General features: G+C 38.6%; 16 protein-coding genes, 4 tRNA genes and 2 pseudogenes. 5 read left to right on the top strand and 17 right to left on the bottom strand.

The window, feature by feature from the left end; translation table 11 throughout:
* Positions 1–431 precede the first annotated feature (431 nt).
* The 4 genes and pseudogenes from DV63_RS12235 (at position 432) to DV63_RS12220 (ending at position 6,124) form a co-directional block, all read left to right on the top strand.
* Positions 432–2,178, top strand: a pseudogene (locus DV63_RS12235) (DUF262 domain-containing protein).
* A gap of 40 nt (positions 2,179–2,218) precedes the next feature.
* Complete coding sequence (locus DV63_RS12230) at positions 2,219–3,208, top strand: DHH family phosphoesterase (RefSeq protein WP_001124677.1); 990 nt, start codon at positions 2,219–2,221, stop codon at positions 3,206–3,208.
* A gap of 43 nt (positions 3,209–3,251) precedes the next feature.
* A complete protein-coding gene (locus tag DV63_RS12225; protein WP_000904323.1) occupies positions 3,252–5,096 on the top strand; it encodes a hypothetical protein in 1,845 nt (614 codons plus the stop codon).
* A 116-nt stretch (positions 5,097–5,212) separates the two neighbouring features.
* Positions 5,213–6,124, top strand: coding sequence for a hypothetical protein (locus DV63_RS12220; protein ID WP_020982398.1), 912 nt, complete (start codon positions 5,213–5,215; stop codon positions 6,122–6,124).
* Positions 6,125–6,226: 102 nt separating this feature from the next.
* Here DV63_RS12220 and speA read toward each other — a convergent pair whose 3' ends face one another.
* From speA to metG, 6 genes are read right to left on the bottom strand one after another with little or no spacing between them, the layout of a single operon-like run.
* The gene (gene speA, locus DV63_RS12215; RefSeq protein WP_001158580.1) at positions 6,227–8,074 is read right to left on the bottom strand and encodes an arginine decarboxylase; all 1,848 of its coding nucleotides are present in this window, start codon (positions 8,072–8,074) and stop codon (positions 6,227–6,229) included.
* Between the two features lie 14 nt (positions 8,075–8,088).
* Entirely contained in the window at positions 8,089–9,258 is a 1,170-nt protein-coding gene (locus DV63_RS12210) for a glycosyltransferase family 4 protein (RefSeq protein WP_000237293.1), read from the bottom strand.
* Between the two features lie 4 nt (positions 9,259–9,262).
* Positions 9,263–9,691 carry a hotdog domain-containing protein gene (locus tag DV63_RS12205; RefSeq protein ID WP_001158308.1) on the bottom strand — a complete coding sequence of 143 codons (429 nt, stop codon included), beginning with the start codon at positions 9,689–9,691 and terminating at the stop codon, positions 9,263–9,265.
* 20 nt (positions 9,692–9,711) lie between these two features.
* Positions 9,712–10,497, bottom strand: a complete 786-nt coding sequence (gene cmoB, locus DV63_RS12200; protein ID WP_000903922.1) for a tRNA 5-methoxyuridine(34)/uridine 5-oxyacetic acid(34) synthase CmoB — start codon at positions 10,495–10,497, stop codon at positions 9,712–9,714.
* A gap of 3 nt (positions 10,498–10,500) precedes the next feature.
* The gene (locus DV63_RS12195) at positions 10,501–11,520 is read right to left on the bottom strand and encodes a hypothetical protein (RefSeq protein ID WP_001236475.1); all 1,020 of its coding nucleotides are present in this window, start codon (positions 11,518–11,520) and stop codon (positions 10,501–10,503) included.
* Positions 11,521–13,491 carry a methionine--tRNA ligase gene (gene metG, locus DV63_RS12190; RefSeq protein WP_001172498.1) on the bottom strand — a complete coding sequence of 657 codons (1,971 nt, stop codon included), beginning with the start codon at positions 13,489–13,491 and terminating at the stop codon, positions 11,521–11,523.
* A gap of 167 nt (positions 13,492–13,658) precedes the next feature.
* On the opposite strand from metG, the gene cfaS reads away from it, so the two are divergent.
* Positions 13,659–14,828 (top strand): cyclopropane fatty acid synthase, encoded by a 1,170-nt coding sequence (gene cfaS, locus DV63_RS12185; protein ID WP_000623762.1) that lies wholly within the window; start codon positions 13,659–13,661, stop codon positions 14,826–14,828.
* A gap of 2 nt (positions 14,829–14,830) precedes the next feature.
* Here the strand turns inward: cfaS and DV63_RS12180 are convergent, their stop codons facing one another.
* The 11 genes and pseudogenes from DV63_RS12180 to DV63_RS12125 all read right to left on the bottom strand — a co-directional run bounded on the left by DV63_RS12180 (position 14,831) and on the right by DV63_RS12125 (position 25,333).
* Positions 14,831–16,702: a mechanosensitive ion channel family protein gene (locus DV63_RS12180; protein ID WP_001238109.1), complete on the bottom strand. Its 1,872-nt coding sequence runs from the start codon at positions 16,700–16,702 to the stop codon at positions 14,831–14,833.
* A gap of 545 nt (positions 16,703–17,247) precedes the next feature.
* Positions 17,248–17,324: transfer RNA gene (locus tag DV63_RS12170), tRNA-Arg, on the bottom strand.
* Between the two features lie 17 nt (positions 17,325–17,341).
* Positions 17,342–17,418: transfer RNA gene (locus tag DV63_RS12165), tRNA-Arg, on the bottom strand.
* A gap of 59 nt (positions 17,419–17,477) precedes the next feature.
* Positions 17,478–17,554, bottom strand: a tRNA-His gene (locus DV63_RS12160).
* Positions 17,555–17,621: 67 nt separating this feature from the next.
* A tRNA-Pro gene (locus DV63_RS12155) sits at positions 17,622–17,699 on the bottom strand.
* A 181-nt stretch (positions 17,700–17,880) separates the two neighbouring features.
* Positions 17,881–18,630, bottom strand: a complete 750-nt coding sequence (hpaA2, locus tag DV63_RS12150) for an HpaA2 protein (RefSeq protein ID WP_000715785.1) — start codon at positions 18,628–18,630, stop codon at positions 17,881–17,883.
* Between the two features lie 84 nt (positions 18,631–18,714).
* On the bottom strand, positions 18,715–20,241 hold the full coding sequence (gene guaA / locus DV63_RS12145; RefSeq protein WP_000604592.1) for a glutamine-hydrolyzing GMP synthase: 1,527 nt from the start codon (positions 20,239–20,241) through the stop codon (positions 18,715–18,717).
* A gap of 10 nt (positions 20,242–20,251) precedes the next feature.
* Complete coding sequence (locus DV63_RS12140; protein WP_001020217.1) at positions 20,252–20,740, bottom strand: hypothetical protein; 489 nt, start codon at positions 20,738–20,740, stop codon at positions 20,252–20,254.
* A 160-nt stretch (positions 20,741–20,900) separates the two neighbouring features.
* Positions 20,901–23,290: pseudogene (locus tag DV63_RS12135) on the bottom strand (molybdopterin guanine dinucleotide-containing S/N-oxide reductase).
* Positions 23,291–23,394: 104 nt separating this feature from the next.
* A complete protein-coding gene (locus tag DV63_RS12130) occupies positions 23,395–23,985 on the bottom strand; it encodes a DUF3972 domain-containing protein (RefSeq protein ID WP_000352044.1) in 591 nt (196 codons plus the stop codon).
* A gap of 25 nt (positions 23,986–24,010) precedes the next feature.
* Positions 24,011–25,333, bottom strand: a complete 1,323-nt coding sequence (locus DV63_RS12125) for an aminotransferase class V-fold PLP-dependent enzyme (protein WP_001147652.1) — start codon at positions 25,331–25,333, stop codon at positions 24,011–24,013.
* Positions 25,334–25,336: the final 3 nt, after the last annotated feature.

The raw sequence follows: 25,336 nt of genomic DNA, 5'->3' as shown, positions 1-25,336 counted from the left end.
AAATAAAACACATCATTAAATAAAACACATCATTAAATAAAACACATCATTAAATAAAACGCATCATTAACCATTGATTGAATACCGCTAGATACAACACCGAATGTCATCTTTTTTTCAAAAAGGGGTAGAAATGGCATTCATTCAATCAATCATCCAATCATCCAATCATCCAATCATCCAATCATCCAATCATCCAATCATCCAATCATCCAATCATCCAATCATCCAATCAAGCAACGCTACCCTATTGTTGTAACTTTTACAATAACTTTTACAATAACTTTTACCAAAACCGACTTAAAAATCCCCTCCTTTTTATTATTCCCCTTTCCATTAACCCGCACCGCAACATTTTTGAACCATTTGATTCGATAAGCCCCATTTTTAAATCAGTGGGGCTTACAGAGTTAAATTCAAAGGAGAAGGTGATGGCAAAAGTAGAAGTAGAGTTAAAAAAACTCCATCAAATTTTAGTGGATAGTGAATTTTTTTACCAAGTTCCCGATTACCAACGCCCTTATGTGTGGGATAAAGATCATTTAGGGGCTTTGATTGATGATTTGGTGGGCAGCTATACCAACAACAGAGAAGACGAGTATTTTTGCGGCTCTATTGTGATCGCTGAAAATCAAAAAGATAAAAGATGGGATGTTGTGGATGGCCAACAAACGCTTAACGAGTTTTATCATTCTGGCTTGCACGATTTTAAGGCTTTATAAAGATAGTCTTGGGCAAAAATCTAAAGCTTTTATTAAAGAGAGTATTTATGACAGACACGATAAAGAAAAAGAGCGTCTGAAGTTTTTAACCACTCAAAATTACAATAGCATTTTTGAAAACACGGTGTTAAACCATTTGGAGTTTGAAGACAACATTAAAAAGAGCGAGTTGAATAAGAAATTTGAAGAAAACACTTATTTGCGTAACGCTTATTATTTCAAGGAGCTGTTGAATGAGAGCATGAAAAATGGTTCAATAATCGGTATTGATGATTTTGTCAAGTGGTTTTATGAACACATTGCTTTGACCAGGATCATTTGTTTTGAGCAAGACAGCGCGATGCAAATCTTTCAAGTGTTAAACGACAGAGGCCAACCCTTAAGCCCCATTGATATTTTAAAATCCAGTTTGATGCAAGAAATCAAACAAGATAGTGAAAAGCGTAAGGTTTTTATAACCACTTGGGACAAATTGGTTGAAGCTTGCAAGAGCGTTGAAGGCATAAATATTGATTTGGAAGACTTTTTTAACATGTATTTGGAATACGCTGATCCTAGCACTTCTAAAAAGAGAGCCGATAAGGGATTAAAAAAGGTGTTCAAAGATAGCAAAAAAGACGCTTGCGGGTTCATCTATGAGATCAGCGAGTTCATGAAAGCCTATACCGCATTGCTAAAAAAACAAGACCGATACATCTATTTATTGAGGTATCTCCCCTCTAGGTATTGGGCTAGTATTTTAACGACCGCCCTTTATGTCAAATACCCTGATTTTGACGCTTTGAAAAAGCTTTTAGTGTCTTACTATTACCAAACTTGGATTGCAGGAGGCACGATCATGCGCATCAAACAAACCAGTATCAACATTATCAAAAACGTTAAAAACAATAAAGGCATTGAAACCATCAAAGAGCTTGTATTGCATAACATAGACTCTTATAACACCTTTAACCAATACTTTTATAACTTATGGGAGAGCTCTTCTGTTTATCCTAGCAAATGGGTGCGTCCTGTCTTAGCCCTAGCTAATTATTTCATGGCAGATGAAGAGAAACCCCATTTTATCGTTATGGATGCCGAAACCCAAGTGGAGCATATTTTGCCCCAAAACCCCAAAAGAGGCAGTCAATGGAACGCGGATTTTAACAAAGAAAAAAGAGAAGAATGGGTGAATAGGATCGCAAATTTAACCCTTTTAAAGCGTAAAAAGAACGCGAAAGCTTTAAACATGGATTTTGATGAAAAAAGAAAAATTTATGGTGGCAAAGACACAAGCAAAGCGATTAGCTGTTATGACATCACTAAAGAATTGTATAGCGATTATAGGAAGTGGAATGAGAAGTCCCTCCAAGAGCGATACAAATTTTTGTATGAAATTATCACGCCCGTTTTGCACATAGAAGGGCAAGAAGAGGAATATGAAGAGGAAGATGAAGATGATTTTGATCTAGAATGATTACAGATCGCTAAGCATCAAAATAACAAAGGAGTGATCAATGCCTAAAAAAGAGCTATTAAAGATGTCAAAGAAAAGGATTTTTAAAGACTTCTTCAAAGAAGTCCAACAACACCGCCCCATTGTTTTCTATACGGATAATGATTGTGATGGCATGTTAGCTGGCAGCGTTTTAATGTCTGTGTGTTACAGATTGGGTATTAAAGATTTCTTTTTCTTTAGCCCATTAAGGAATGCGCATGGCTATGGTTTCACTGATCTAGCGATAAATGATTTATTGTCCCAACCTTGCATCTTTAACCCTAAAACCAACCAATTAGTCCGCTTGGATTGCATTAAAAACCAATTCCAAAAAGACCCCTTATTGTTTAGCGCTGATTTGGGGGCGGATTTGGCCGCTGATACACAATTGCAAGAAATCTTATTAGAGCGTTTTGAACAATGCATCATCACAGACCACCATAAGAGTTTTGAAGTTGATTGGATTGATGAAAATAAAACCGCCTACATTAACCTGAATGATGAAAAAGACGCTAACTATTATAGCGGGGCTTTCACAAGCGCTTTAGTGTTTAGTCAAATCTTTCAAATACAAACCACTCCTTTAGAAAAAGAATTGATCGCTATCACGCTTTTAAGCGATCCGCGTTTAAGCGTATTTAATGTTAAGGAATTCAAAAGATACAACGACATTAAAAAGAAAATGGTGAAAGAGAACGAAGAAAGCGCTCAAATTTTTTCTTATAACAAAATATTAGTGGCCATTTTAGATGAAAGCTGCTCTGTTAAATGGGGTATCAGCGGTTTAGTGGCTAATAACTTTTTAAAAAAATACCCTTCCAATCGCTCACTTTGTATCTATAAAGACAATAAAGACGGGTATAGCGGTAGCGCTAGAGGTGATGGGGATTTTTTAAGCCAGATTAAAACCATTCCTTTAATACAAGCTGGCGGGCATGAGGAAGCTTTTGGGTTGAGCTTTGCAAAAGAGGATTTTGAAAAAGTGGCAAAAAGCTTACAAGCCTTATAAAGTCAAATAACGCTAAGGATGGATTTTAAAAAAAGGACTTGACATGTTAATAGATTATGATTTTTTATTGTTATTGAACGATGAGAGCGGGAAGCCAACCAGATACTACTATTTGTTACAAGATTTTGAAAAGGATTTTGTGGCTGGAGAAGTGGCTCAAAATAGAGCGAAGCGATTCGTTAAGGAGATTATTGGGAGCGAGAAAGCCTCCAAAACTAAAAACAGCGCCATTGAAGTTTCTAACACGAAAGCTTCTGCTATTGAGGACGAAACAATTGGAAATAGCGATCTTAAAAAGGTGTGTGAGAAAATCAAAAGCGGGCTACCCTTTGGGATCATCTCAGCCTTTAAACCCTTTAAAGACGCTTTTTACAGAGATTTCAATGATGATGAGCAAAAATTACTGATAGGGGCGGCTAAAAGCGGTTGCATTCAATCTGGCGCTGATAGATTGGCTCAGTTAAGAACGCGCTTGCTCTATTGGCAGGACAAATCGGTTAAAGTGGATTGGGATAAACCCATTGGGATTAAGGACTTCTTTAAAGGCAACAATTACCTTTATAGGAGGTTTTGTTTTTTATTGGGGGAGCATTTTATGGACAGATTTTTAAAGAATAACGCTAAGGCGAGCGTGAAAGACTTTATGTCTAGTAAGGAGTTTGTCGCTAAATACCGATACACCCCCAAGCAAAATACAGAAAGAGCGGAAAAGTTACAATCGTATTTAGAGAATAAGCGTGATTTTATAGGGTTTGTTCAAACGCTTAACTCTTTAAAAGACAGCCCGCAAGATCCTTTTTTACCCCATGAAGAAACGAGCTTTTTGGTGTTCGCTAATGAATCTACTATCGTATTTAATTTAAGGGATTATTTATTGGTGCTAGCACAAATATTCAACCAACAAGCGATCTGTTATTGTGGAAGCAAAGGCTCTATAGAATTGATCAACGCTTCACCGGGTGAGGACTTTAACAAGACACAAGACAGCTTTTCAGACATCAAATTCTCAACACCCAATCAATTAGAACAATCCCTCAACGCTCTTAAAAACAAACTAGCCGTATTCTTTTCAAAACACCCTGATACACATAACGGCATGGAGTTTAATGAAATCGCTAAAACTCAAATAGAAGCGCTTTATATGCCACAATCTGACGGTGGTTTTGATGATTTTCGCGAACATCTTGAAGATAGCGTTAAAAGCTTTATCAGAGCGAAACAAAATCGTGGTTTTCCCAAAATCTTTGATGTTGCAGACATAGAACAAGAAGAGAGGGAAGTCATTGAATGGCGAGAAAAAGAGAAAGCGTCAAAACAAAGCTATAAACAAAACCTTCAAATCCACAAAATCGCTAACGATTTAAAGCATAATAAGGCAGTGGATAAAAGAACGATTTTAAGCGTGATAGACGCTGATATAGAGCGTGGTTTTATCCCGCCTAAAGATTTGTTGAAACAATTAGAAAAAATTAGCGCTTCTCTTTCTAAAGACATCGTCATAGCGATAAAGCAAGTAGAAAAATTAGAGCTTAACTACGCGCTAATAGACAATATCCAACACAACACGCTTGATGACACCCTTAATTTTACCTTTATTGTTGGAGATTCTTTGAGCGTTCAGTCGCTTTATGTTACCTTTAATCTTGTGATTGACATGGATAGACCCATGAGCGAGCAGTTCCTCAACCATATTGGGGAATTGGGGAGTTTTAAATCTAGAGAGCGAGCGTTAGAGTGTGTGCGATTAACACAAGCTAAACTGATCGTTGAAACGCCTAGAGAAGCGCTAAAAAATGCGGAATTATCGCAAATTGAAGAAATACTGACTGGCTGTATTTTTAATGGCGCTTACCGCCTTCAAGGCGATTTTAGGGGCAATAGATCATGAAAATTTTAAGCAAAATCCACACCCCAACAAGGAGGAACAACGCCATGCTGAAAAGATAAAGGACATTAAACGGATAATTGCAACGGATTTTAAAAATTTTTATCAAGGAGTATTTTATGGGTTTTCAAAACGAAAATGAATTAAAAATAGGCACATCAGTCAAAGCCACAATCAATAACAAAGTGGTGGAGGCTAAAGTCATTAATATTGGGTTTAATCGTGTAACCTTAAGGAGCGAAAAAGGCAACGAAGCTTCTTACGCTTTCAATAGCGAAAAATTCTTAAAGTGGTTTAAAGAAGTTCCTTTGAATGAAGTTTCTCATAATCACGCTGAAAAAAGAGCTGATGATTTGTTGAAAGGGCTTAAAATCGTAACGAGCGGACCAACCATTAAGGAAAGGACTTCAACTTCTAAAGAGAAAGAAAGCAAATTCAAATTGGACTTTGATTTCGCTGATGAGAATGAGGGTAGTTTTCTTACTATGGTGGCGCTTTATGCTAACGAAAAAAGGTCTAAAAGACTTGGTGTGTTGTTCGCTCCTATGAGTTATAATGGCGGAGGGTTTCAAGCGAGTTTAATTATTCTCCATGCGCTATCTTATGCGTCAAGTTTTAAACACCACACCGATTTGGAGTTTAACGCTATGATTGAAAGCCGAGACCCTGAAAATTGTATGTTTGATAGCTTTGATAATATGGGTATGGGCGATGTCTTTACTTTTTGTAAAGCGATGGAGATTTATGTGCTTAATTCTAAAAATGGCGATAAGAATGGTATTACTTTGGAAGAGTGGGCGTGGATTTTACCTAGAAATCAAAAAGAGGCGAAATTTGTGGCTCAACTCTTATGCGATGGCGGTATCAATAAATACGATTTAACATGCGCAGGTCTTACCGAAAACTTGCTAAAAGACAATCGTTGGTCTTATGGCATGCGAGATGAGGTTTATGATGATGAGGGTAATGTGATTGCGGAGGGTGATGAGGCAACTGCTCTTAAACTTAAAAATGAGGGCGAGGTAGAATAACCCCCCCTTGTGGGGTCTCCTTTTTTTAATCTCTTTTATTTTTTTCATTCTTCTATTGATTTATAGCGATTAAAGTCGTTTAAATCCATTTATAGCGTTCTTTTAAGAAATTGTGCGCAAATACCCGTTTTCGCTCAGCATGACATACAAGCGCCCCATGATTTCTTTCTTTTCTTCCATGTCTAGCTTGTTGTTGTCTTCAATTTTTTGTTTTAAAAGGCGCTCAATTTCTTTAGTGTCATAGTCCAAATCGTCTAGCACATCTAAAATCGTTTGGGCTTCGCAAATATCTTCCACTTCATAATCGCCTTTTTCATCAAAAACCACGCTAAATTCCGTAGGGTGCGTGAATAAATTGTGTTTCATGCCTAAAACTTCTTGATACGCTCCCACTAAAAAGAACGCTAAAAAGTATTCTTCTTCATCTATATCTATATCATGCAAAAACAAGGGTTTTGTGGAATCAAAAGCGATTTCCCCATCGCTATCGCAAGTAATATCCCACAAGCTCGCGCTCCTGGTGGGCTTTTCATCTAATTTATTCAAGGGCATGACCGGGAAATTCTGTCTCAAGCCCCAATAATCCGGCAAGCTTTGGAAAAACGAACAATTCAATAAATAGCGCTCTTGGACCTGCTCTTGAATGCGTAAAATATCGTTATGATCCTTAACATAAAGCAACTGCACCGCTTTTTTGACGATCAAATGGGCTAAAACTTCAGTGTTGCTCCTGTCAATCAAATCAATATAGCCCAAATCAAAAAGCGTGAATAGCGACTCGGTGTGATCAAAACTATCGTGCAAGTATTCAATGGCGTTTTTTTCATTGATATTAGCAAGCAAGTCTAGCATTTCATCAATCAAGGGGGGGTTATTGTTTTCTTTGATTTTTAGGGATTTTTCATTGTATTCATGCGAAAACAATTCTAACACCGGGGCCACTAAAACGGCATGGTTAGCGGAAATGTAACGGCCTGATTCAATGAAAATATCCGGCTCTATTTCCTGCTTATTTTTCACAATTTCCCTCAATAAAAACACCACATCAGCGCTGAATTCTTCTAAAGTGTAGTTCTTGTCTTGGTGATGCTTGTGTTGGGTGTATTCTACGGCTAACCCCCCTCCAATATTCACGCTATTAAGGTTTTTAGCGCCCATTTTACGCAATTCTGCATACAGGTTTCCCGCTTCTCTTAAAGCCTTTTTTAAGGGCGAAATATCGCTGATTTGAGAGCCTATGTGGAAATGTATCATGTGGAAATGCTCTAACAAGTCGTTTTCTTCTAAAAGGCGCATCGCTTCTAAAACTTCAGTGCTGCTAAGACCAAATTTAGAATTGATCCCCCCACTCTTTGCCCAAACGCCAGTGCCAGTGCTGTGCAAACGGATGCGGATGCCAATTTTAGGGCAGGCTAAAAACTCGTTTTGTTTAGCCACGGCGATAATGGTTTTTAACTCGTTCAAACCCTCAATCGTTAAAGTGATTTCATGCTGCATGCTTTTAGCGATAAAGCCAAGCTCAATCATTTCTTTGTCTTTAAAGCCATTCACGGTGATAGGGGCTGTGGGGTTAGTGTAACTCATCGCAATGATGAGTTCAGATTTACTCCCGGCCTCTAACCCGTAATTCAAACCTTTAGCCCCTTGCACTAAAGGGAAAACAAACGAGGGCATTTGATTGACTTTTAAAGGGAAAACCGCCTTAAAAGCCCCGCTGTATTGATACTCTTTAATCGCTAAAGAAAACGCATCAAACAGGCTTTTGATTTGTTTTTGCACCAAATGGGGGAATCGCACCAACAAAGGCCCTCTATAGCCCTTATCGCGCACGCTTTGAACGATTTCTAAAAGCGAGGGGTTTTTGCCATGACAAACTTTAACCAAGCCTTTTTCTATCTTAAATTCGTTATTGCTCCAAAAATTAATCCCATAATCATGGACTTCTTGCATTTTTTATCCTTTTGTTACGATAAGGTTTTAAAGAGATGGGGGTTATTTTTAAAATCTCTGATCGCTTCTTCATAAACTTTTTCAATTTGAATGACTGAATTTTCTAAAGTGTAATTTAAAGCGCTTTTAGCGTATTCGTTTTGCATCCTTTCTCTTTCAAGCTTGTTTTCTAACCACCAGTCTATTTTAGCGCTCAAATCTTTAGCGTTATTGGGCTCAAACAGCGATCGTTCATCCAGCGCAAATTGCCTGGTCGCGCTTAAAGGGCTATTAGCGATAACAGGCACAATCCCCACGCTAATAGCCTCTAAACACGCAATCGCTTCGCTTTCCACATTGGCTGTATGCGCATAAAGGGTGCAAGTTTTTAAAATCTCTAACAATTCATTGGAATTGACAAACCCAAACTCCGTTTTCACGCCTAGTTTTTGGGCTAAAAGTTTGATTTTTTTCTCATCAGGCCCTTTGCCTTTGAGCAATAATACAATGTCTTGTTTGTATTTGCTTAAAGCAACCGCTTTGATTAAAACGCTTTGATTTTTTTCATTAGAATAGCGCCCTACCATAGCGATTTTAAAGGGCGTGGTGTCAAAAAGGCTTTTTTGCAGGTGTTCAAATCTGAACATGGGATCAAAGCCGTTAGAAATAGCGTATTTTTTCCCTCCATAGTTGTATCTTTCTAATTCTTCTACAATGAATTTTGACGGGCAATGGATATGGTGGATATAGCGGTAATGCGAAGATTTAAACCACGAAAAAAGCGTCATGTTAAACCAAGAAAACCACCCCATTTTCATGTTATAGGAAATATGCTCTGGCTGTAAATGGAAAGAGCCAATGTAAGGCACTTGCATTTCTCGCGCGATTTTTACGGCTGTTTTTTCTAGCAAAAAAGGCAAATAAGTATGGATCATATCCGCTCCCTTAAAAGCCTTTCTTAAGATTTTTTCATCGGGTTTAGCAAAAAGAATGTGTTGTTTGTGTGAAATTTCTGTAACTAGGGGGATATAGCGCTCTTTAAGGTTGTAATACCCCTCTTCTTCACTCCCTAAATTATCCACATGAGGGGCAACCACCCTCATAACATGCCCTCTTTTTTTCAGTGCTTCAAAAAAACGAAACGCCGTCATAGAAGTGCCATTACTGGTGTCTTTAAAGCTATCCACGACTAAAACAATAACCATTGAACTACTCTTCTTTAAAATTGAATTTAAAAGGCTTTTTATCAAACACCACGATTTCTATCATTCCCTCTAAAACCTGAATGTCTAACACAAACGCCTCTATTTTTATTTCAGCTTTTTTCACGCCATCTTGAACCACTTGCGCTTTAATGAGCGCTTCTTGATTCAATTCTAGGGGGGCATAAAAATTGATGTTATTAGAAACCACCACGCTGTGTCTTTTATTCAACGCGCACAAGGCCGCATAATTGCACGCAATCAGCACAAACCCGGCATGCACAAAATTTTCTTCATACACCATGCTTTCATTGCCCTTGAAACACGCATGGGCTATATCTTTTTCTAAAACGACCAATTCAGTGCCAACGCTTGGTTTGAAATTCTTACAAATCTCTAAAGAGTCATAATCCACACGAACGACTGATTCTTGCACTACCTTATCCTTTATTGAAACTAACGCTTGCTTGGTTTAAGCATTTTAAAATACCCCCTTAAAGGAGCGTCATACCCCTCTAAAGTTTTAGAGGGATCTGTTTTATCCAAAAAATCTTCCAAACTCTGCCCCAAAATAAAATCCGTTTTACGCTGTTCTTTAGGCGTGGTCTTTAAAACGCTAAGAATCTCAAAATTTTCAAACCCTACCCTTTCGCACCACCCTTTTAGCGCGCCAACACTGGGGATAAAATAAACATTTTTCATTTTAGCATAAGTTTTTTTAGGGCAAAGGGCGATGTCTAGGGGCGAATCAATGATAAGCGTATCCAACACCAACTCCCCTTTCATCTTTAAAGCATGATACAAGGCTTTTAAAGCCTCTAGCGGGCTTTTTCTATGGTATAGCACCCCTAAGCAAAAAATGACATCAAAAGCGTTAGGGTATTTTTCATGCAAATCCTCTACCCCTAAAGACTCATAAATGATTTTTTTTTCTTTATCAAAAAAGGGGGCTAAAAATTCAAATTGTTTTTTGACTAAAACGCCCGGATCAAACCCCACCAAACTTTTAGGCCCATGTTCTAGCATTTTAAACAAGTAATAGCCGTTATTGCAACCCACATCAGCCACAACCTTATCTTTTAAAGGAGTGGCGTTTTTGACTAGATCCCATTTAATAGAGCTATCCCATTCGCTATCGATCTTAATTTGAGAAATTTCAAAAGGGCCTTTACGCCATGGCCTTAACGCCATGATTTCTTCTAAAAGGGTTTTTGGATTGGACTTATCGTTACAAATGAGCATGACTTACCATAGCGTGGGGGTTTTTTTAAAAAAGGGGGGGTTTAGAAGGGATTCTAAATGATGAGAGCTAATCCCATAAATAAAAGCGAAATTAAACGATAAATTTTTTAATTGCTCTTTTAAGTTGTTTTGGGTGGTGTAAAAATAAGGGTTGGTTTTTTTAAAGAAAGCCGCGCTGTTTTTACGGCAAAACACGACAATTTTCCCCCACGATAAGGTCTCAAGGGCTTTTTGAAGCATCATTTCAAACAATTCTTTTGAAGTCTCAGCGACAATCACCCTTGCCGTTGCGCCATAAGGTGCTATTTCTAGATTCTTATTCACAAAAAAGGGTTTGCAATGATCTAAAGGGTATTCTTTTTTGCCCAAAAGATTCAAATCAAACTTAATTTGCAATTTCTCGCACAATTGAATGACCCTTTTTAAAGGCTCTAAAAAGATGCATGGCATTTTGAATTCGTATTCTTGTTTTTCATAGACTAAAGCGCTGCAAAAAAACGATTGGTTGAGAACGCTTAAACGGCTTTCTTTTAAATCTTCCTTTAAATCTTCTTTCAAGCGCTCTTGCTTATAAAACAAATGGAGCCACTCCAATTTATCAAAAAAGGCTATTTTACACCCCTCTATAATGAATAAATCTTCAAGGCTCTCTTTCAAGCACCACACAAAATTGCTCACCATGATTTTAGAAGCGATCTCTAATTCTATAGAGCTTAACAGCGCTCCAACCACGCGCTCATTCAACAAGCAAAATTTAAACAAATGGTTCAAAGAATGCTCTATATCCTTAAGCTTGATCCATGCCACATCCCTATCGCTTAAAGGATACTCTCCTGCGTATAAAATCCCATAAGCCCCTAACTCTAAAGCTTTAGGGATGAGCGTGTGATCTTTAGCGGCAAATAAAGAGCCTTTTTGGACTTTGTTTAAAGACAAAACAATAGAATTAAAATAGCTGATTGAGGGCGTGTTTTGCAATTCGCCCAAACTTAATTCTACGGCTTCATTCACCCCTAATCGCATTTAGCTGATCAAACTTCCTGCAATTTTTTCTCTTGTAGGGCTAATCAAAGCCAGATTATCGCTATCTCGCACCGCTAAAATCATGCCCTCACTCATTTCGCCCATAAGCTTTGCGGGTTTTAAATTAGCCACCACGCACACCATTTGGCCCACCAAACTTTCAGGCTCATAATCCAAAGCGATCCCTGAGATAATCTGCCTCAAATAACCTTCGCCTAAATCCACTTTCAAGCGCAGTAATTTATTGGATTTTTCAATCCTTTGAGCTTCTTTGATAAGCCCCACTTTGATCTCTACTTTTTTAAAGTCCTCAATGCTGATATAGTTTTCTTGTTTTGGTGGGGCTTTTTCTTTTGCGTCTTTTTTTTCTTTTTCATCTTTTTTTTCTTTTGCGTTTTTTTCTGGTGAGGCTTCTCCCGCTTGTTCAGTCTTTTCAATTTTCTCAATTTTGCAAAATAAAGGCTCGGTGTCTTGTAAAATCATATCTTGTAATTCTTTGGCTTTAAAAAAGCGTTCGTAATTACTGGGCGTGATTTCTGTATGAAAAGCGCTCGCTAACTTCATAGCGCTCTTTGGCATGAACGCATAGAGCAAAAAGCTTGATTGTAAAAGCGCGTTTGCGATCAAACTCAATAAGGCTTCTAGTTTTTCTGATTCATTGTTTTTGTGCAAAACCCACGGCTCTTCTTTAGCGATGAGCTTGTTTAAAAAATCATAAATGTTAAACAATTCCTCTAAAGCTTTATGCAATTGCATTTTAGGCACAAAAGAATGAGCGTTATCTAAAATTTGATGCGCTTTTTCCAGCTCTTTAGAATAATAAGCGGTGATTTTTGTGCTTTTTAGAGAATAATTGAAATATTTTTTAGCCATGCCTAGCAAGCGATTCAACAAATTCCCCAAATCGTTATTCAAATTCGCATTGATCCTTTCTGTTAACGCTTTTTTAGAAAAATCCCCATCTTGTCCAAAAGGCACCTCACGCAATAAAAAATAACGCAATTCCTCAATCCCATACTCCATAGCGAGCTTTTGAGCGTCTAAAACATTACCCAAGCTCTTACTCATTTTCACGCCCTCTATCGTCCACCACCCATGCACGCAAAGCTGTTTGAATAAGGGCAAATTCAAACTCATCAAAAAAGCTGGCCAATAAATGGCATGGAAGCGTAAAATATCCTTACCCACAATATGCCTAGTGCGTTCAAAATGCGCCATTTTATTGTCTAAATCATTCAAATACCCTAACGCGCTCGCATAATTCAATAAAGCGTCCAGCCAAACATACACCACATGTTTAGGATCGTTCATTTTTTTAGGTAAAGGAATGCCCCATTCAAAGCTCGTGCGCGTGATAGACAAATCCAATAAACCCTGCTCAATGAAAGAAGTTACCTCATTTTTACGATAAATGGGCAAAATCGCTTCAGGATTTTTAGCGTAAAAATCCAATAAAGGCTTCTCATACGCGCTCAATCTGAAAAAATAACTCTCTTCTTCTAAAAGCGTGGTCTCTCTCAAGCAATCAGGGCATAAGACTTTATCGTTCGTGTTGTCCGTTTTAGAGATCGCACAATAACTCTCGCAGCTCACGCAATAATACCCACTATAAGCGCCTTTATAAATATCCCCTTTTTCAAACATGATTTCAAAGGCGTTTTGCACGCATTTTTGATGCTCTCTGTCTGTGGTGCGGATAAAACCATCATAATCTAAATTGAAAAAATCCCACTGGTCTTTAAAAATCGCGCTGATGCTATCAGCGTAAGCTTTAGGGCTTTGATTCCTGAGTCTCGCGCTTTGTTCAATCTTTTGCCCATGCTCATCGGTGCCGGTTAAAAAAAAGACTTCTTCGCCTTGAAGCGTGTAATACTTCTTTAAAGTATCCGCAATCAAAGTCGTATAAGCATGGCCAATATGAGGGATGTCATTCACATAATAAATGGGGGTTGTGATCAGTGATTTTTGCATCTTTATAATCGTGTTACCTTAAATTTGTTTAAATCTCTTAATTTTAACATGCTTTTAAAAATTTAGAGAATAGAGGTTGAATTTATGCTTATTTGTGGGGTGTTTTTGGCTTAAAATTCATTATAATTAACGCTCAAAAAATTGAAAATGAGTTAAGGAATAGACAAATGATTTCAAAATTTTTGCTCAAAAGCATGTTCAAGCAGTGGAAAAACGGCGATTATCAGGTCGTTTTTTGGGATAATAGCATTTATAGGAATGGCGAACATTCGCCTAAATTCACCCTTAAGATCCATCGCCCCCTAAAATTTAGCGATATTAAAAAAGACATGTCTTTGACGATTGCTGAGGCTTATATGGACGGCGTGATTGATATTGAAGGCTCTATGGATGAGGTGATGCATTCTTTGTATTTGCAAACCAATTATGAGCATTTGCACAAACATGATAACGCTAAAGCTGTCCAAAAACCTCTCAAAGAAAGCTCCAACATTTCTAAACATTACGATCTAGGGAATGACTTTTATTCTATTTGGCTGGATGAAACCTTAAGCTATTCATGCGCGTATTTCAAAAAAGACGATGACACCCTCCATGCCGCCCAACTCCAAAAATTAGATCACACTTTAAAAAAGCTCCACCTAAAGCCTGGCGAAAAACTGCTGGATATAGGCTGTGGCTGGGGCTATCTCTCTGTAAAAGCCGCACAAGAATATGGGGCGGAAGTGATGGGGATCACCATTTCTAGCGAGCAATACAAACAGGCTAACAAACGAGTCCAAGAGCTAGGGTTAGAGGATAAAGTAACGATCAAGTTATTGAATTACCAGGATTTAGACGGGCGCTTATACCGCTTTGATAAGGTGGTGAGCGTGGGCATGTTTGAGCATGTGGGTAAGGATAATTTACCCTTTTATTTCAAAAAAGTTAAAGAAGTGTTAAAGAGAGGCGGGATGTTTTTGCTCCACTCCATTTTATGCTGTTTTGAAGGCAAGACTAACGCATGGGTGGATAAATACATCTTTCCAGGCGGCTACTTGCCCTCTTTAAGAGAAGTGATGAGCGTGATGAGCGAATGCGACTTCCACTTGCTCATGGCTGAAAGCTTACGCATCCATTACGCTAAGACTTTAGACATTTGGCGAGACAACTTCAACCACAATCTGGACCAAGTGAAAAGACTCGGCTATGATGAACGCTTTATCCGCATGTGGGATCTGTATTTAAGGACTTGCGCGTCCGCCTTTAGGGTGGGGAGCGCGGATTTATTCCAACTGCTTTTAACCAACAGCGTGGATAACACTTTCCCCTTAACTAAAGAATATATTTACCAATAATTTCAGATTTTAGCCCCTTCTTTCAAGCTAACTTCTGGCAAACTCTCCACATACAAACTCTGCGATGGGAAAGCAAAACTCAAATGGTGCTTTTCTACAATCCCCATGATTTTTAGCATCACATCTTCTTTGACTTCTAGCCACTCTTCCCAAACCACTGTTTTAGAAAAGCAATACACTAAAATATTAATAGAGCTGTCCGCAAACTGGTCTAAAAAGACAAACAAATTGTTTTTATACCCTAAAAAATCATCAATAGAAACAATATCTTTTTTAAACATGTAACGGTAATCGCTCACATTTTGCAAAGCGCTATCGGCCCCGTTAGCGATTTTAGGGTGGTTTTCTAACATTTCTTTAATGTCTTTCACGCAAAGCTGTAAAGCACTTTGGCTGGAGCTATAAGTTAAGCCTATTTCCATTTTAATACGCCTCCCCACTTTACGACGGCTCCAATTCCTGATGGGTTTTCCGGCTAATTCTGAATTAGGCACGGACAAAAGAGCGTTGTCAAAGGCTCTGATCGTGGTGCGCCTTAACCCCATTTCCACCACCGTGCCCTCCACTTCACCACACACAATCCAATCCCCTTGAGAAAACGAATTGTCTAATAATAAAATGACCGAAGCAAAAAAATTCGCTAACACATCTTTAACCGCCAAAGCCACCGCTAACCCCCCAATCCCTAAAGAAGCGATGATGGCTGAAACGTTAAACCCTAGTTGTTTCAAAACCCCTAAAAGCGCGACAATAAAGATCAAAAAATACACGACTTTTAAAATCAAGTTGATCACTTCTTTTCTAAAATTGTGCGTGCTTTTGGTAGCCATATTCGTAACTAACGCTTCCCCATAGCCTTTAAAAAGCGCTATCACTAACCACGCTAAAAGCATGATATACACCGCGCCCACCCACATAGAAACTTTAGGGGGCGATGCGTTAGGGTAGTAGAAAATGTCTAAAGCCACATCGCAACTAAATAAGGCTAAAAAGACAGAAACCGGCGAAACAATGCTTTTTTGCACATTGACATGCATTTTTTTATTGCGTTGCATGATTTCAAAAATCCAATCCAGGAATTTGGCTAAAAGCCAAGTGATCAACTTCCTCAAACCTAACAATAAGGTTAAAATCATCAAAGCAAGCGCAATCTTACTCACTTGCAAGCTATGGGCTGTGAAAGGCAAGATCTTGCTGATTTTGTTTAACACAAAATCCATATTCACTTCCATGATCAAGTTTTTAGGAAGCACTTCTTTAGGGTGGTTTTTGATGTAACGCAAGACTTCGGTATAAGTGTTCAAACGCAATTCATAATCGCTAAACATCTGCTCTAATTCATGCATTTTGACATTGTCTAAATTTTTAGGGAAAGTGTAGAGTTTGAATTGCCCTAAACGCAAAAGGAAAGCATCGCTGATACTTTCCACATCTTTTTGTTCGCTAAAAATATCAATACTGCTCCTGATTTTATCAATAAAACGATACAAAATTTCATCTATCAACAAAATATCTAAAGACAATCTGTCTTTCATGAAAGTGTAGAAATTATCGCCCTTAATGCTTCTAGACAAACGCTTTTTGATTTTCTCTTGCTCTTTTAAATTTTGATTGATGTCAATGCCAATTTTATCCCTTTCATTCAACACTTTAGAAGTCAAACTTTTAATCAAGTCGTTCTTTTGGGTGTTATACAGAGAGATTTCAGCGCTTCTTTCAGGGTTTTTTTTGTAAGTTTCAATGACTTGATTGAGTTGGTTGATTTGATTGAAAATCAAAAACAAATCCACCGCATCTGTTTCATGCTCTTCAACCGCTCTCAAAGGATTTAAAAACAATGACAACACCAATACCCACCACAATAATAAACGCATGCAAAACCCCACTCAAACAAGATAAAATCTTTCTCATCATTTCTAGCGATTATACCAAAAATTAGAAACGCTCCACCCCATAAAGTTACCCATGCAAGTTTGAAAGCGCTTTTTATTTATCCCTAAAAAGCGGGCTTTATCCCAATTATGAGCCTCTTTTCAGATCGCTATATTGCTTGATGGCTTTGAGTATTTTTACATTTTATGATTGAGGTTCAATTAAAAACAGAGCCTTAGTTTTTAACAAGTCTTGTTTTATTTAATATTTTTAATATTTTTATAGTAGGATTTCGCCTATCTTTCATTCTTACATATCTCTCATTTTTGGATTTTTATAACCGCTTTTATTAATGTTTTCATGCAAGATTTGTGTTTTAGAGATTTCCAACCCTACCTCTTGTAATCGGGCTATTTTGATGATCAATCTTTAGAAGAAAAAACCATAAAGATGTAGTATCCTATGCCTATAAGAAAAACAAGAATTAAGAAAATGAGCAATCCCCACTCTAAAAAATCCATAACTCCTCTTTAAAGAATGTCAAAAGTGGTGCGCTTGGCAGGACTCGAACCTGCGACCTACGGCTTAGAAGGCTGTTGCTCTATCCAGCTGAGCTACAAGCGCATGATATTGGCGTTAGGTGGTGCGCCCGAAGGGAGTCGAACCCCTAACCCCCAGATCCGAAGTCTGGTGCTCTATCCAATTGAGCTACGAACGCTTACAATTCAAATAAAGAAACGACTAATATAAATTTGGCAAAACGCTTATTTAATGAGATGGGGTGGAAGATGGGAATTGAACCCACGACCCTCAGGACCACAATCTGATGCTCTAACCGACTGAGCTACTCCCACCATTCAACGAAAGGAAGCGATATTCTACCAAAGAATTTTAAACAGAACAATAAATTATGCAAAAAAGTGGTCGGGGCGAAAGGATTCGAACCTTCGACCCCTTGGTCCCAAACCAAGTGCGCTAACCAGACTGCGCTACGCCCCGAAATTTTCACATGAAGCACTATTATAGCTGAATTTTCTAATTTTTGAGCGTAATTTTTCAAAAATGCCGCTAAAATCAAAAGCGGAACTCAAAAATTATTAATCCAACTCCCCCACCCTTTTAAAAAGCTACTTTTTAAAAACAGCTCTAAAGGATTTTTAAACTTTTCGTTTCTTAAAAACTACTTTCGTTTTTTCATTTCACTAGAAACTTTTTCATAATGTTCCATGTGTTTTTTGCTTAACTCTTTGGTGATATTCACCATCACTTTGTGATAGGCTTGATTCATGATTTTTCTAATGGCTTGATCATGGTCGGTTTCCTTAATCTTATGCACAAAAGTTTTGGGGACAAAACCTCCAGAATTGGTGCGCCGCAATTCCACTCTTTCAATCACAGCCTTAATCTTTGAAACATCAATACCAAAACTATGGATAATATCTTCACTTTTTGGCTCAACAAAATTCAAGTTCAAATACCCTGAAGACATGTCTATCGCTCTTTCTTCACTGAGCGCATCGCTCCCTTCTACAATATCTTCTAAGATAGCCACATTCCCATCCATGCGTAAAACGAGCAACGCTTTTTCTTTAATGTCTTGAGGGATTTCGCTAGCATCTTGAAATTGCGAAACGCTATAGCCTTTCCTCTCTAAAAAACTGCTCAATTGGAGGAATAAAGACTTCTCAAACTCTTTTTGATAATTTTCAGGGATAACTTTATTAGCCTCTATCTTAGGATCGATTAAAACGACTAAATGACCATTTTTAGGCTCTTGCTTGCCTTTAATAGGATAGTGGAAATGCAACTCCACGGACTCACCCATATTATTGTGCTGTTGCTTTGCAGGCATTCCATCAGCTAGAGCCGTATAAAACGCCCCACTCGCTAATAACGATCCTAAAACTACCGCTAAACTACCTTTTTTCATTAACTTCCTTTCTTTCTTTTTCTTTAAAATCAATTCCTAATCTTACCCAAAAAATCCCACTTTTAGTGCTATTTTTTAAGATAATCATTCCCATTCAATCGTTCCTGGTGGTTTAGAGGTAATATCATACACCACCCTATTGATACCGCTCACTTCATTAGTGATACGATTAGAAACCTTTTCTAAAAAAGAATGCTCTAAAAATGAAAAGCTCGCTGTCATGCCATCGCTCGCATTTACCGCTCTCAAACAAATAGCGTTTTCATAAGTGCGGTTATCCCCCATAACCCCCACAGAATTGACATTCAACAGCACGCAAAAAGCTTGCCAAACCTTGTCATACAAATTGGCTTTTTTAAGCTCTTCTATAAAAATAAAATCCGCTTCTTGCAAGCGTTTGATTTTACTCTCACTGACTTCGCCTAAAATCCTTACAGCAAGCCCAGGCCCTGGAAAGGGGTGGCGCATTAAAAAATCCTGGCTAACGCCCAATTCCTTACCCAACAAACGCACCTCATCTTTAAACAATTCCCTTAAAGGCTCTATGAGTTTAAAGTCCATCCATTCAGGCAGTCCGCCCACATTATGGTGGGTTTTGATCACCTTTGAAGGCCCTTTAACGCTCACGGATTCAATCACATCAGGGTATAAAGTGCCTTGGGCTAAAAACTCAATTTTGCCTTTTAAATGGTGCTTCTTGGCTTCTTTTTCAAACACTTCAATAAAGGTTTCGCCGATGATTTTTCGCTTCAATTCAGGCTCGCTCACGCCCTTTAATTTAGACAAAAAGATTTCTTTAGTGTCTATCGTGTTTAAAGGGATTTGCAAGTCTTTAAACATCGCTTGCACCCTTTCTTTTTCATTTTTACGCAACAAGCCATGATCTACAAAAACAGCGATCAAATTATCCTTAATGGCTCTGTATAATAGCGTAGCGACCACCGTAGAATCCACGCCTCCACTCACCGCGCACAAAACCTTAGCGTTAGCAATTTTTTCTTTCAATCGCACGATTTCTCTTTGAGCGAAATGCTGCATCCCCCAAGTTTTTTCACAGCCACAAACCAAAAGGGCAAAATTTTCTAAAATCTTACCCCCCTCTTCGCTTTGAATGACTTCTGGGTGGAATTGCAAGCCAAAAATCTTGCCGTTTTCAATCGCGCAATGGGGCGAATTAGGGCTTTTTGCAAGAGTAGTGAAGCCTTTAGGCAATTCTATGACTTTATCCATATGGCTCATCCACACAAGGCTTTTGGTTTTCACGCCTTCAAAAATCACAGAATCTTGAGTGATTTCTAAAACAGCCTTACCAAATTCTTGCTCGTTCGCACCAACCACTACCCCCCCAAAAAAATCCACCAAATATTGCATGCCGTAGCAAATCCCTAAAATCGGCACATTCAAATCAAAGATTTTCCCATTAGGCTTGTAAGCGTCTTTAGCATACACGCTCGCTGGCCCCCCACTCAAAATCAAACCTTCAGGGGCTTTTTTTTGAATGTTTTCTATGCTTTCAAAAAAAGGGACTATTTCTGTATAAATCCCATTCTCTCTCAATCTTCTAGCAATCAGCTGTGTGTATTGGCTCCCAAAATCTAATACTAAAATCATCGCTCATTCTTTATTTTTGTGGGATCTGTGTTTTATTGTATTGATTCTTGTAATTCACCCTATAGCTTTCAGCCAATGCGGGCACTTTTTGCACAAACCAGCGTTCTAATTTTTCTAATTCGTATCTGTAATTTCCACCTTTTGAACAATATTGAGTATCAATCAGCGAAAACGCATAGAGCGTTTTATTTTCTTTAGATTGGAATAAAAACTCCTTATGGAATAGCGCTTTTTCAGGCATGCCGCTCATCAGAGCCTCAGGCAATAAAAAAGCGTCAAAATCACAAAGCACTTTTTTACTCAACTTATTGCTTTTGGTGAAAACAAAAACGATCTCTTTTCTCATGTCTTGTTTAAAAGCTAATGAAAGCACATTCAAAAAGGGCGGAGTCAAACTTTTATCCACCCTAATCTTAAAAGCTTTAGAATCCCCTAATAAGACTCCCATAGACAAAACCAACCCCATGCAGCATTTCAAACTCGTTTGAAAAATATTCATCTTTTATCCTTATAAGCGTCAATATTGAAAACAGAAATTAAACGCATTGATTGGGTATTATAATATAAAAATTGAGAATTACGCTTTAGCTTGGCTAGCGTTCAAGCCTTTAGCGCTTAAGTTTTTCTAAAACACTCTCATGCTAGTATCTTCACTCCTTTTAAGCCCCAATAATGCTTGGTGTTGAAATGGAATGATAGGGCTTGACTAATTCATACTTTCTAAGTCTTCTGATATTAACTAAAGCGGTATTGGCTGAAATGGCTTGTGTCATGCTGCTTGTGGGGCGCAAAGAAGTGAGCGTATTCACATGCCCTCCATTGATCGTGGGTTTCTAACCCTAACATCTTCTGGGTCATACCACGCCCCTTTTTGGATACTCAAAACCCCTTGACGGATATTCTTAGTTACAAACGCCCCTGCTAATAACCTCCCCCTAGCGTTAAACACTTCTACAATTTCACCATGCCTAATGCCCAATTTATTAGCGTCTAGTTCGTTGATCATTACAGGCTCTCTGCCTTGAATTTTATACACATTCCTAACCCAAGTGTTATCAAGCTGTGAATTGACACGGTATTTTGGGTGCGGAGAGATTAAATGGAACGGATAAATCTCAGCCATTTTAGAGCCTAGCCACTCAGCTGGCTCAAACCAAGTAGGATGCCCTTTAAAATCAGCCAGTTTAAAATCCGCGCATTTTTGAGAAAAAATTTGAATTTTCCCGCTCTCTGTATCCAGTTTATTACTAATGGGGTCTTGCCTGAATTTCGCATGACGCACAAACTTTCTCGCATTTTCAGGGATTTCAAACTCCACAAAGCCATCCCTCCAAAACTGATCAAATGATTTCAAAGTGGGGCCATCGCTTTTTTCATAAAGGCCCTTAATCCATTCCATGTAACTCTTAGATTCAGTGAATCGTTGTTCTGTTTCATTGCCCCCAATGCGTAAAGCAAGCTGTCTGAAAATCTCATAATCGTCTTTAGATTCATAAACAGGCTCTACCACCTTACGCATGGCATAAACCACATTTTTAGAATAACTCCCTCCAAAAGTAATATCGTCTCTTTCCATAGTGCTAGTGGAAGCAAAGACAATATCAGCAAATTTTGCCGTAGGCGTCCACCAAGGCTCATGCACGATCACGCAATCTAAGGTCCTTAAAGCGCGAATCAGTTCGTTTGTATCAGCTTCATGCCCTAACAAATCCGCCCCACAATTATAGATCATTTTGATTTTAGGCAATTTGAGTTTTTTACCCATAAAATCAATTTCTTTATCCGGATTTAAAACCGCTTCAGAAATTCTAGATGCTGGAATAACGCTTTTTACAGAATTATGCCCTTGTGGAATCATAGGGACAATTCTTGCCCCTGAGCTTGCTTGAGCGTTCCCTCCATAATGCATAGAAAAGCCAAAGCCCCCACCAGATAAGCCCACTTGACCAATCATACTGGCTAAAACAATTAACGCCCAATCAGGTTGCTCGCCATACTGAGCTCTTTGCATGGCCCAATTACCCGCTAAAAAAGTGCGTTTAGAAACAAACAAATCCGCTAATTCTTTGATTTTTTCTGCGCTCACTCCAGTGATTTGAGACGCCCATTCTAAAGTCTTAGGCGCATTATCGCTCTCTCCTAGCAAATAGGGTAAGAATTTATCAAAACCATCAGTGTATTTAGCGATAAACGCTTTATCGTATTGATTGCTCGTATAAAGATAATGCATCATGCCTAGCATTAACGCTACATCAGTATTAGGGCGAATGGGTATCCATTCAGCACTGAAGGCTTGAGCGGTTTCGGTATAAATGGGATCGATACTGATGAATTGAATACCAGCTCTTTTATACTTAGGGTAGTAGCTGTCATTGACATGGTTTGGCACAAAATAATCAATGCGGTTGCACTTGAATAAATCCGCCCCCCACATGACATACACCTTACAATTTTTAATCATCTCTTCGTGAGTGGTTTGTTGCGAATAAACTTCCATATCCCCTACAATCATAGGGTTTATTCTTGCAGCCGCGCCATTGCCATATTCCCCATCAGTGCCAATAGCCCCCCCTAAAGTCGTGTTAAAAAAACGCCATGCTAGATGATGGCAACGATGCAAGCTGCCCGCATGCCCCCAACCACCATAACTGGCATTATAGATGTTTTCTTTAGGGATTTCTTTAAGCTTTTTAGCCGCTAAATCCAACGCCACATCCCAACTCACGCGCACAAACTCTTCTCTCCCACGCAATTCTTTGTGGTTTTTTTTGTTTTCTAAGAAGCTCTTACGCACGCAAGGATACTTCACCCTGCTATCTGAATACACCCTATCAACCATCGCTTTTAACATCATGGTAGGGTTATAATCGCTCTTTTGGGGGACAATATCTTTAATCACTCCATTTTGAACCTTTGCGATAAAGGGGCCAAAATGCGTTGCATGCGGAATGGATTCTACTTTTTCAAAAACACTAGTAGCTTTCAAAACATTAGCACTAGCGAACGCGACTGGGATTTTTGTTAGGATACTTCTGCGTGAAATGGACATGGTTCTCCTTCAAGCTTGCATTCTGTTAAAACACCCCAAATTCTAACATATATTCACATAAAATTACCGCTAATAAGCCCTCAAAGCAAAGTGGTCATTTAAAACTACTTTTTATTCACGCTGCTCATGTCAGCGACTTTCCCCCACATCAAGCGGTATTTCCTCTTCATAAATTCAATTTCTTCTCTCGCTTGATTGAGTTCATCTCGCAAAAGATCGATGGTTTTTTTATCCTCTTCATAGACTTCTTGCATAGAGATTAAAGCGTCTTTTAAAAACATGTTTTCATTTTTAAAGGCTGAAATCGTTTCATCTTTAGCGCCAATGACTTTATCATGCAAGTTTAAAATCGTGTTAATGGTCTTTTCCACGAACACAGGCTCTAAAGAACGCCCGTTCATATCCATAGAAATCAAATTGTTTTCTACTTTTTTGATTAAAGCGTTTGTCCCGCTGCTCGCATCAATCAAAAGCTTGTTGTTGCTTATTTTACTTTTAATTTTACCGATATTCACTAATTCCAAGACCCTTTCTTTAGGAAGCCCTGAAAGGCGGCTAAACTCTTCTAATTCAAGCCATGCTAAAGCGCTCAAATCTTCTAAAACCACCGGCTCTTTAGACTCCCGCTCTTTATCCTCTACCTCTTGTTCATTTGGTTGCACCGCTTGCGCTTTGTTCAAATCTAAAATATCCAAATTTTTCCTTAAAAATAGTTTTAGCTTAACGCAATTTTTTAACCGCTTTTTTCAAGCTGTCTAGCAAATAATCAATATCGTTTATGGAGTGCGTGAAGTGCAAGCTCACTCTAAGCCATCCGGGTTTAGCGTTAAAATCGCTTGACTTTTGAGCGTTAAGATTCAATAAATCATGCCCATAAGGCCCCGCGCAAGAGCAACCTGCCCGGGTCTCAATAGCGTGTTCATAGCTTAAAACCCTCGCTAAATCATAGGGCGAAATCCCCCCAATATTAAAAGCCACTACCCCCACACGACTCGCTGTTAAATTCCCATAAATATTAATAGCGGGCAAGTCTTTTAAGCCATGCATGAGCACTCTTAAAAGGTTGTTTTCTTTCTTGTGGATAAAATCCAAACCGCATTCATCTCTTAATTGATACGCTAAAGCACTCCTGTAAAATTGCAACAATCCTGGCGTGCCAAACTCTTCTCTTAAAGGCAATTCATCAATAAATTCATGCCGTGTGCAATTAGCGTATTTAATCACGCCCCCTGCGCTAAAACTCGGGGCGATCTGCGTGTCAATCAAATCTTTAGAAATGCCTAAAAGACCGCACCCTCCAATACCCCCTAAAAGCTTATGAGGCGCATAAAAACTGGTTTGGTACTCGCAATCTTTAGGGTTAGCATGTGCGCTAAAATTCGCTAAATCCAAAGCCAAATCGGCCTTATATTTCTTACACAATGATGAAACTTCTTTTAAGGGCGTAAGCAGTCCGGTTACATTAGAAGCCGCGCTCATAGAAACCAGGCTGTTAGGGGATTTTTTTAAAACTTGCTCTAAAATTTCTAAATCCAATAAGCCATGTTCATTCAAAGGGATACGCACCACTTCACACAAGCCTTCACGCCAGCTGATTTCATTAGAATGATGCTCATAAGGCCCTACAATCACACGCTTTAAAGCCATCTCTTTCAAATACGGCTCTAAGTTTTTCTTCGTTTTTGAAGGGATACACACCCCTAAAATTTCTTGAAATTTCTTAATCGCTGAGCTCGCCCCATACCCCGTGCTCAAGACGCAATAACCATCGCTCAAATTTAAAGAACGCTTTAACTTTTCTTGGCACTCTTTTAAAAGCATGCCCATTAAAATCGCATGTTTAGAAGCAACAGAATGAGCGTTCGCGTAATAAGGCAGTAAAGATTTCACGCGCTTTTCCACTAAAGTGCTCGCTAAACCCGAAGCCCCCCAGTCAAAATAAGACACCCCTTTTTTTAAAATAATACTGGATTTAACCTGCTCTAAAACGCTCTCGTTAGGATTGAGTAAGGGAGCGAAACTCCTATTTAAAAACGCTTGCACGAA

This window comes from Helicobacter pylori FD535, assembly GCF_000296015.2.
GTDB classification, from domain to species: domain Bacteria; phylum Campylobacterota; class Campylobacteria; order Campylobacterales; family Helicobacteraceae; genus Helicobacter; species Helicobacter pylori_CT.
The sequence above is the reverse complement of the archived record's forward strand: the minus strand, read 5'-3'. Positions and strand labels throughout refer to the sequence as shown.

Coding starts and splice junctions, on each gene's coding strand:
- metG (WP_001172498.1), bottom strand. CDS start 13,491: ATGCAAAAATCACTGATCACAACCCCCATTTATTATGTGAATGACATC.
- DV63_RS12225 (WP_000904323.1), top strand. CDS start 3,252: ATGTTAATAGATTATGATTTTTTATTGTTATTGAACGATGAGAGCGGG.
- cfaS (WP_000623762.1), top strand. CDS start 13,659: ATGATTTCAAAATTTTTGCTCAAAAGCATGTTCAAGCAGTGGAAAAAC.
- DV63_RS12230 (WP_001124677.1), top strand. CDS start 2,219: ATGCCTAAAAAAGAGCTATTAAAGATGTCAAAGAAAAGGATTTTTAAA.
- hpaA2 (WP_000715785.1), bottom strand. CDS start 18,630: ATGAAAAAAGGTAGTTTAGCGGTAGTTTTAGGATCGTTATTAGCGAGT.
- DV63_RS12140 (WP_001020217.1), bottom strand. CDS start 20,740: ATGAATATTTTTCAAACGAGTTTGAAATGCTGCATGGGGTTGGTTTTG.
- guaA (WP_000604592.1), bottom strand. CDS start 20,241: ATGATTTTAGTATTAGATTTTGGGAGCCAATACACACAGCTGATTGCT.
- speA (WP_001158580.1), bottom strand. CDS start 8,074: ATGCAAGAAGTCCATGATTATGGGATTAATTTTTGGAGCAATAACGAA.
- DV63_RS12180 (WP_001238109.1), bottom strand. CDS start 16,702: ATGCGTTTATTATTGTGGTGGGTATTGGTGTTGTCATTGTTTTTAAAT.
- DV63_RS12195 (WP_001236475.1), bottom strand. CDS start 11,520: ATGCGATTAGGGGTGAATGAAGCCGTAGAATTAAGTTTGGGCGAATTG.
- cmoB (WP_000903922.1), bottom strand. CDS start 10,497: ATGCTCATTTGTAACGATAAGTCCAATCCAAAAACCCTTTTAGAAGAA.
- DV63_RS12210 (WP_000237293.1), bottom strand. CDS start 9,258: ATGGTTATTGTTTTAGTCGTGGATAGCTTTAAAGACACCAGTAATGGC.
- DV63_RS12220 (WP_020982398.1), top strand. CDS start 5,213: ATGGGTTTTCAAAACGAAAATGAATTAAAAATAGGCACATCAGTCAAA.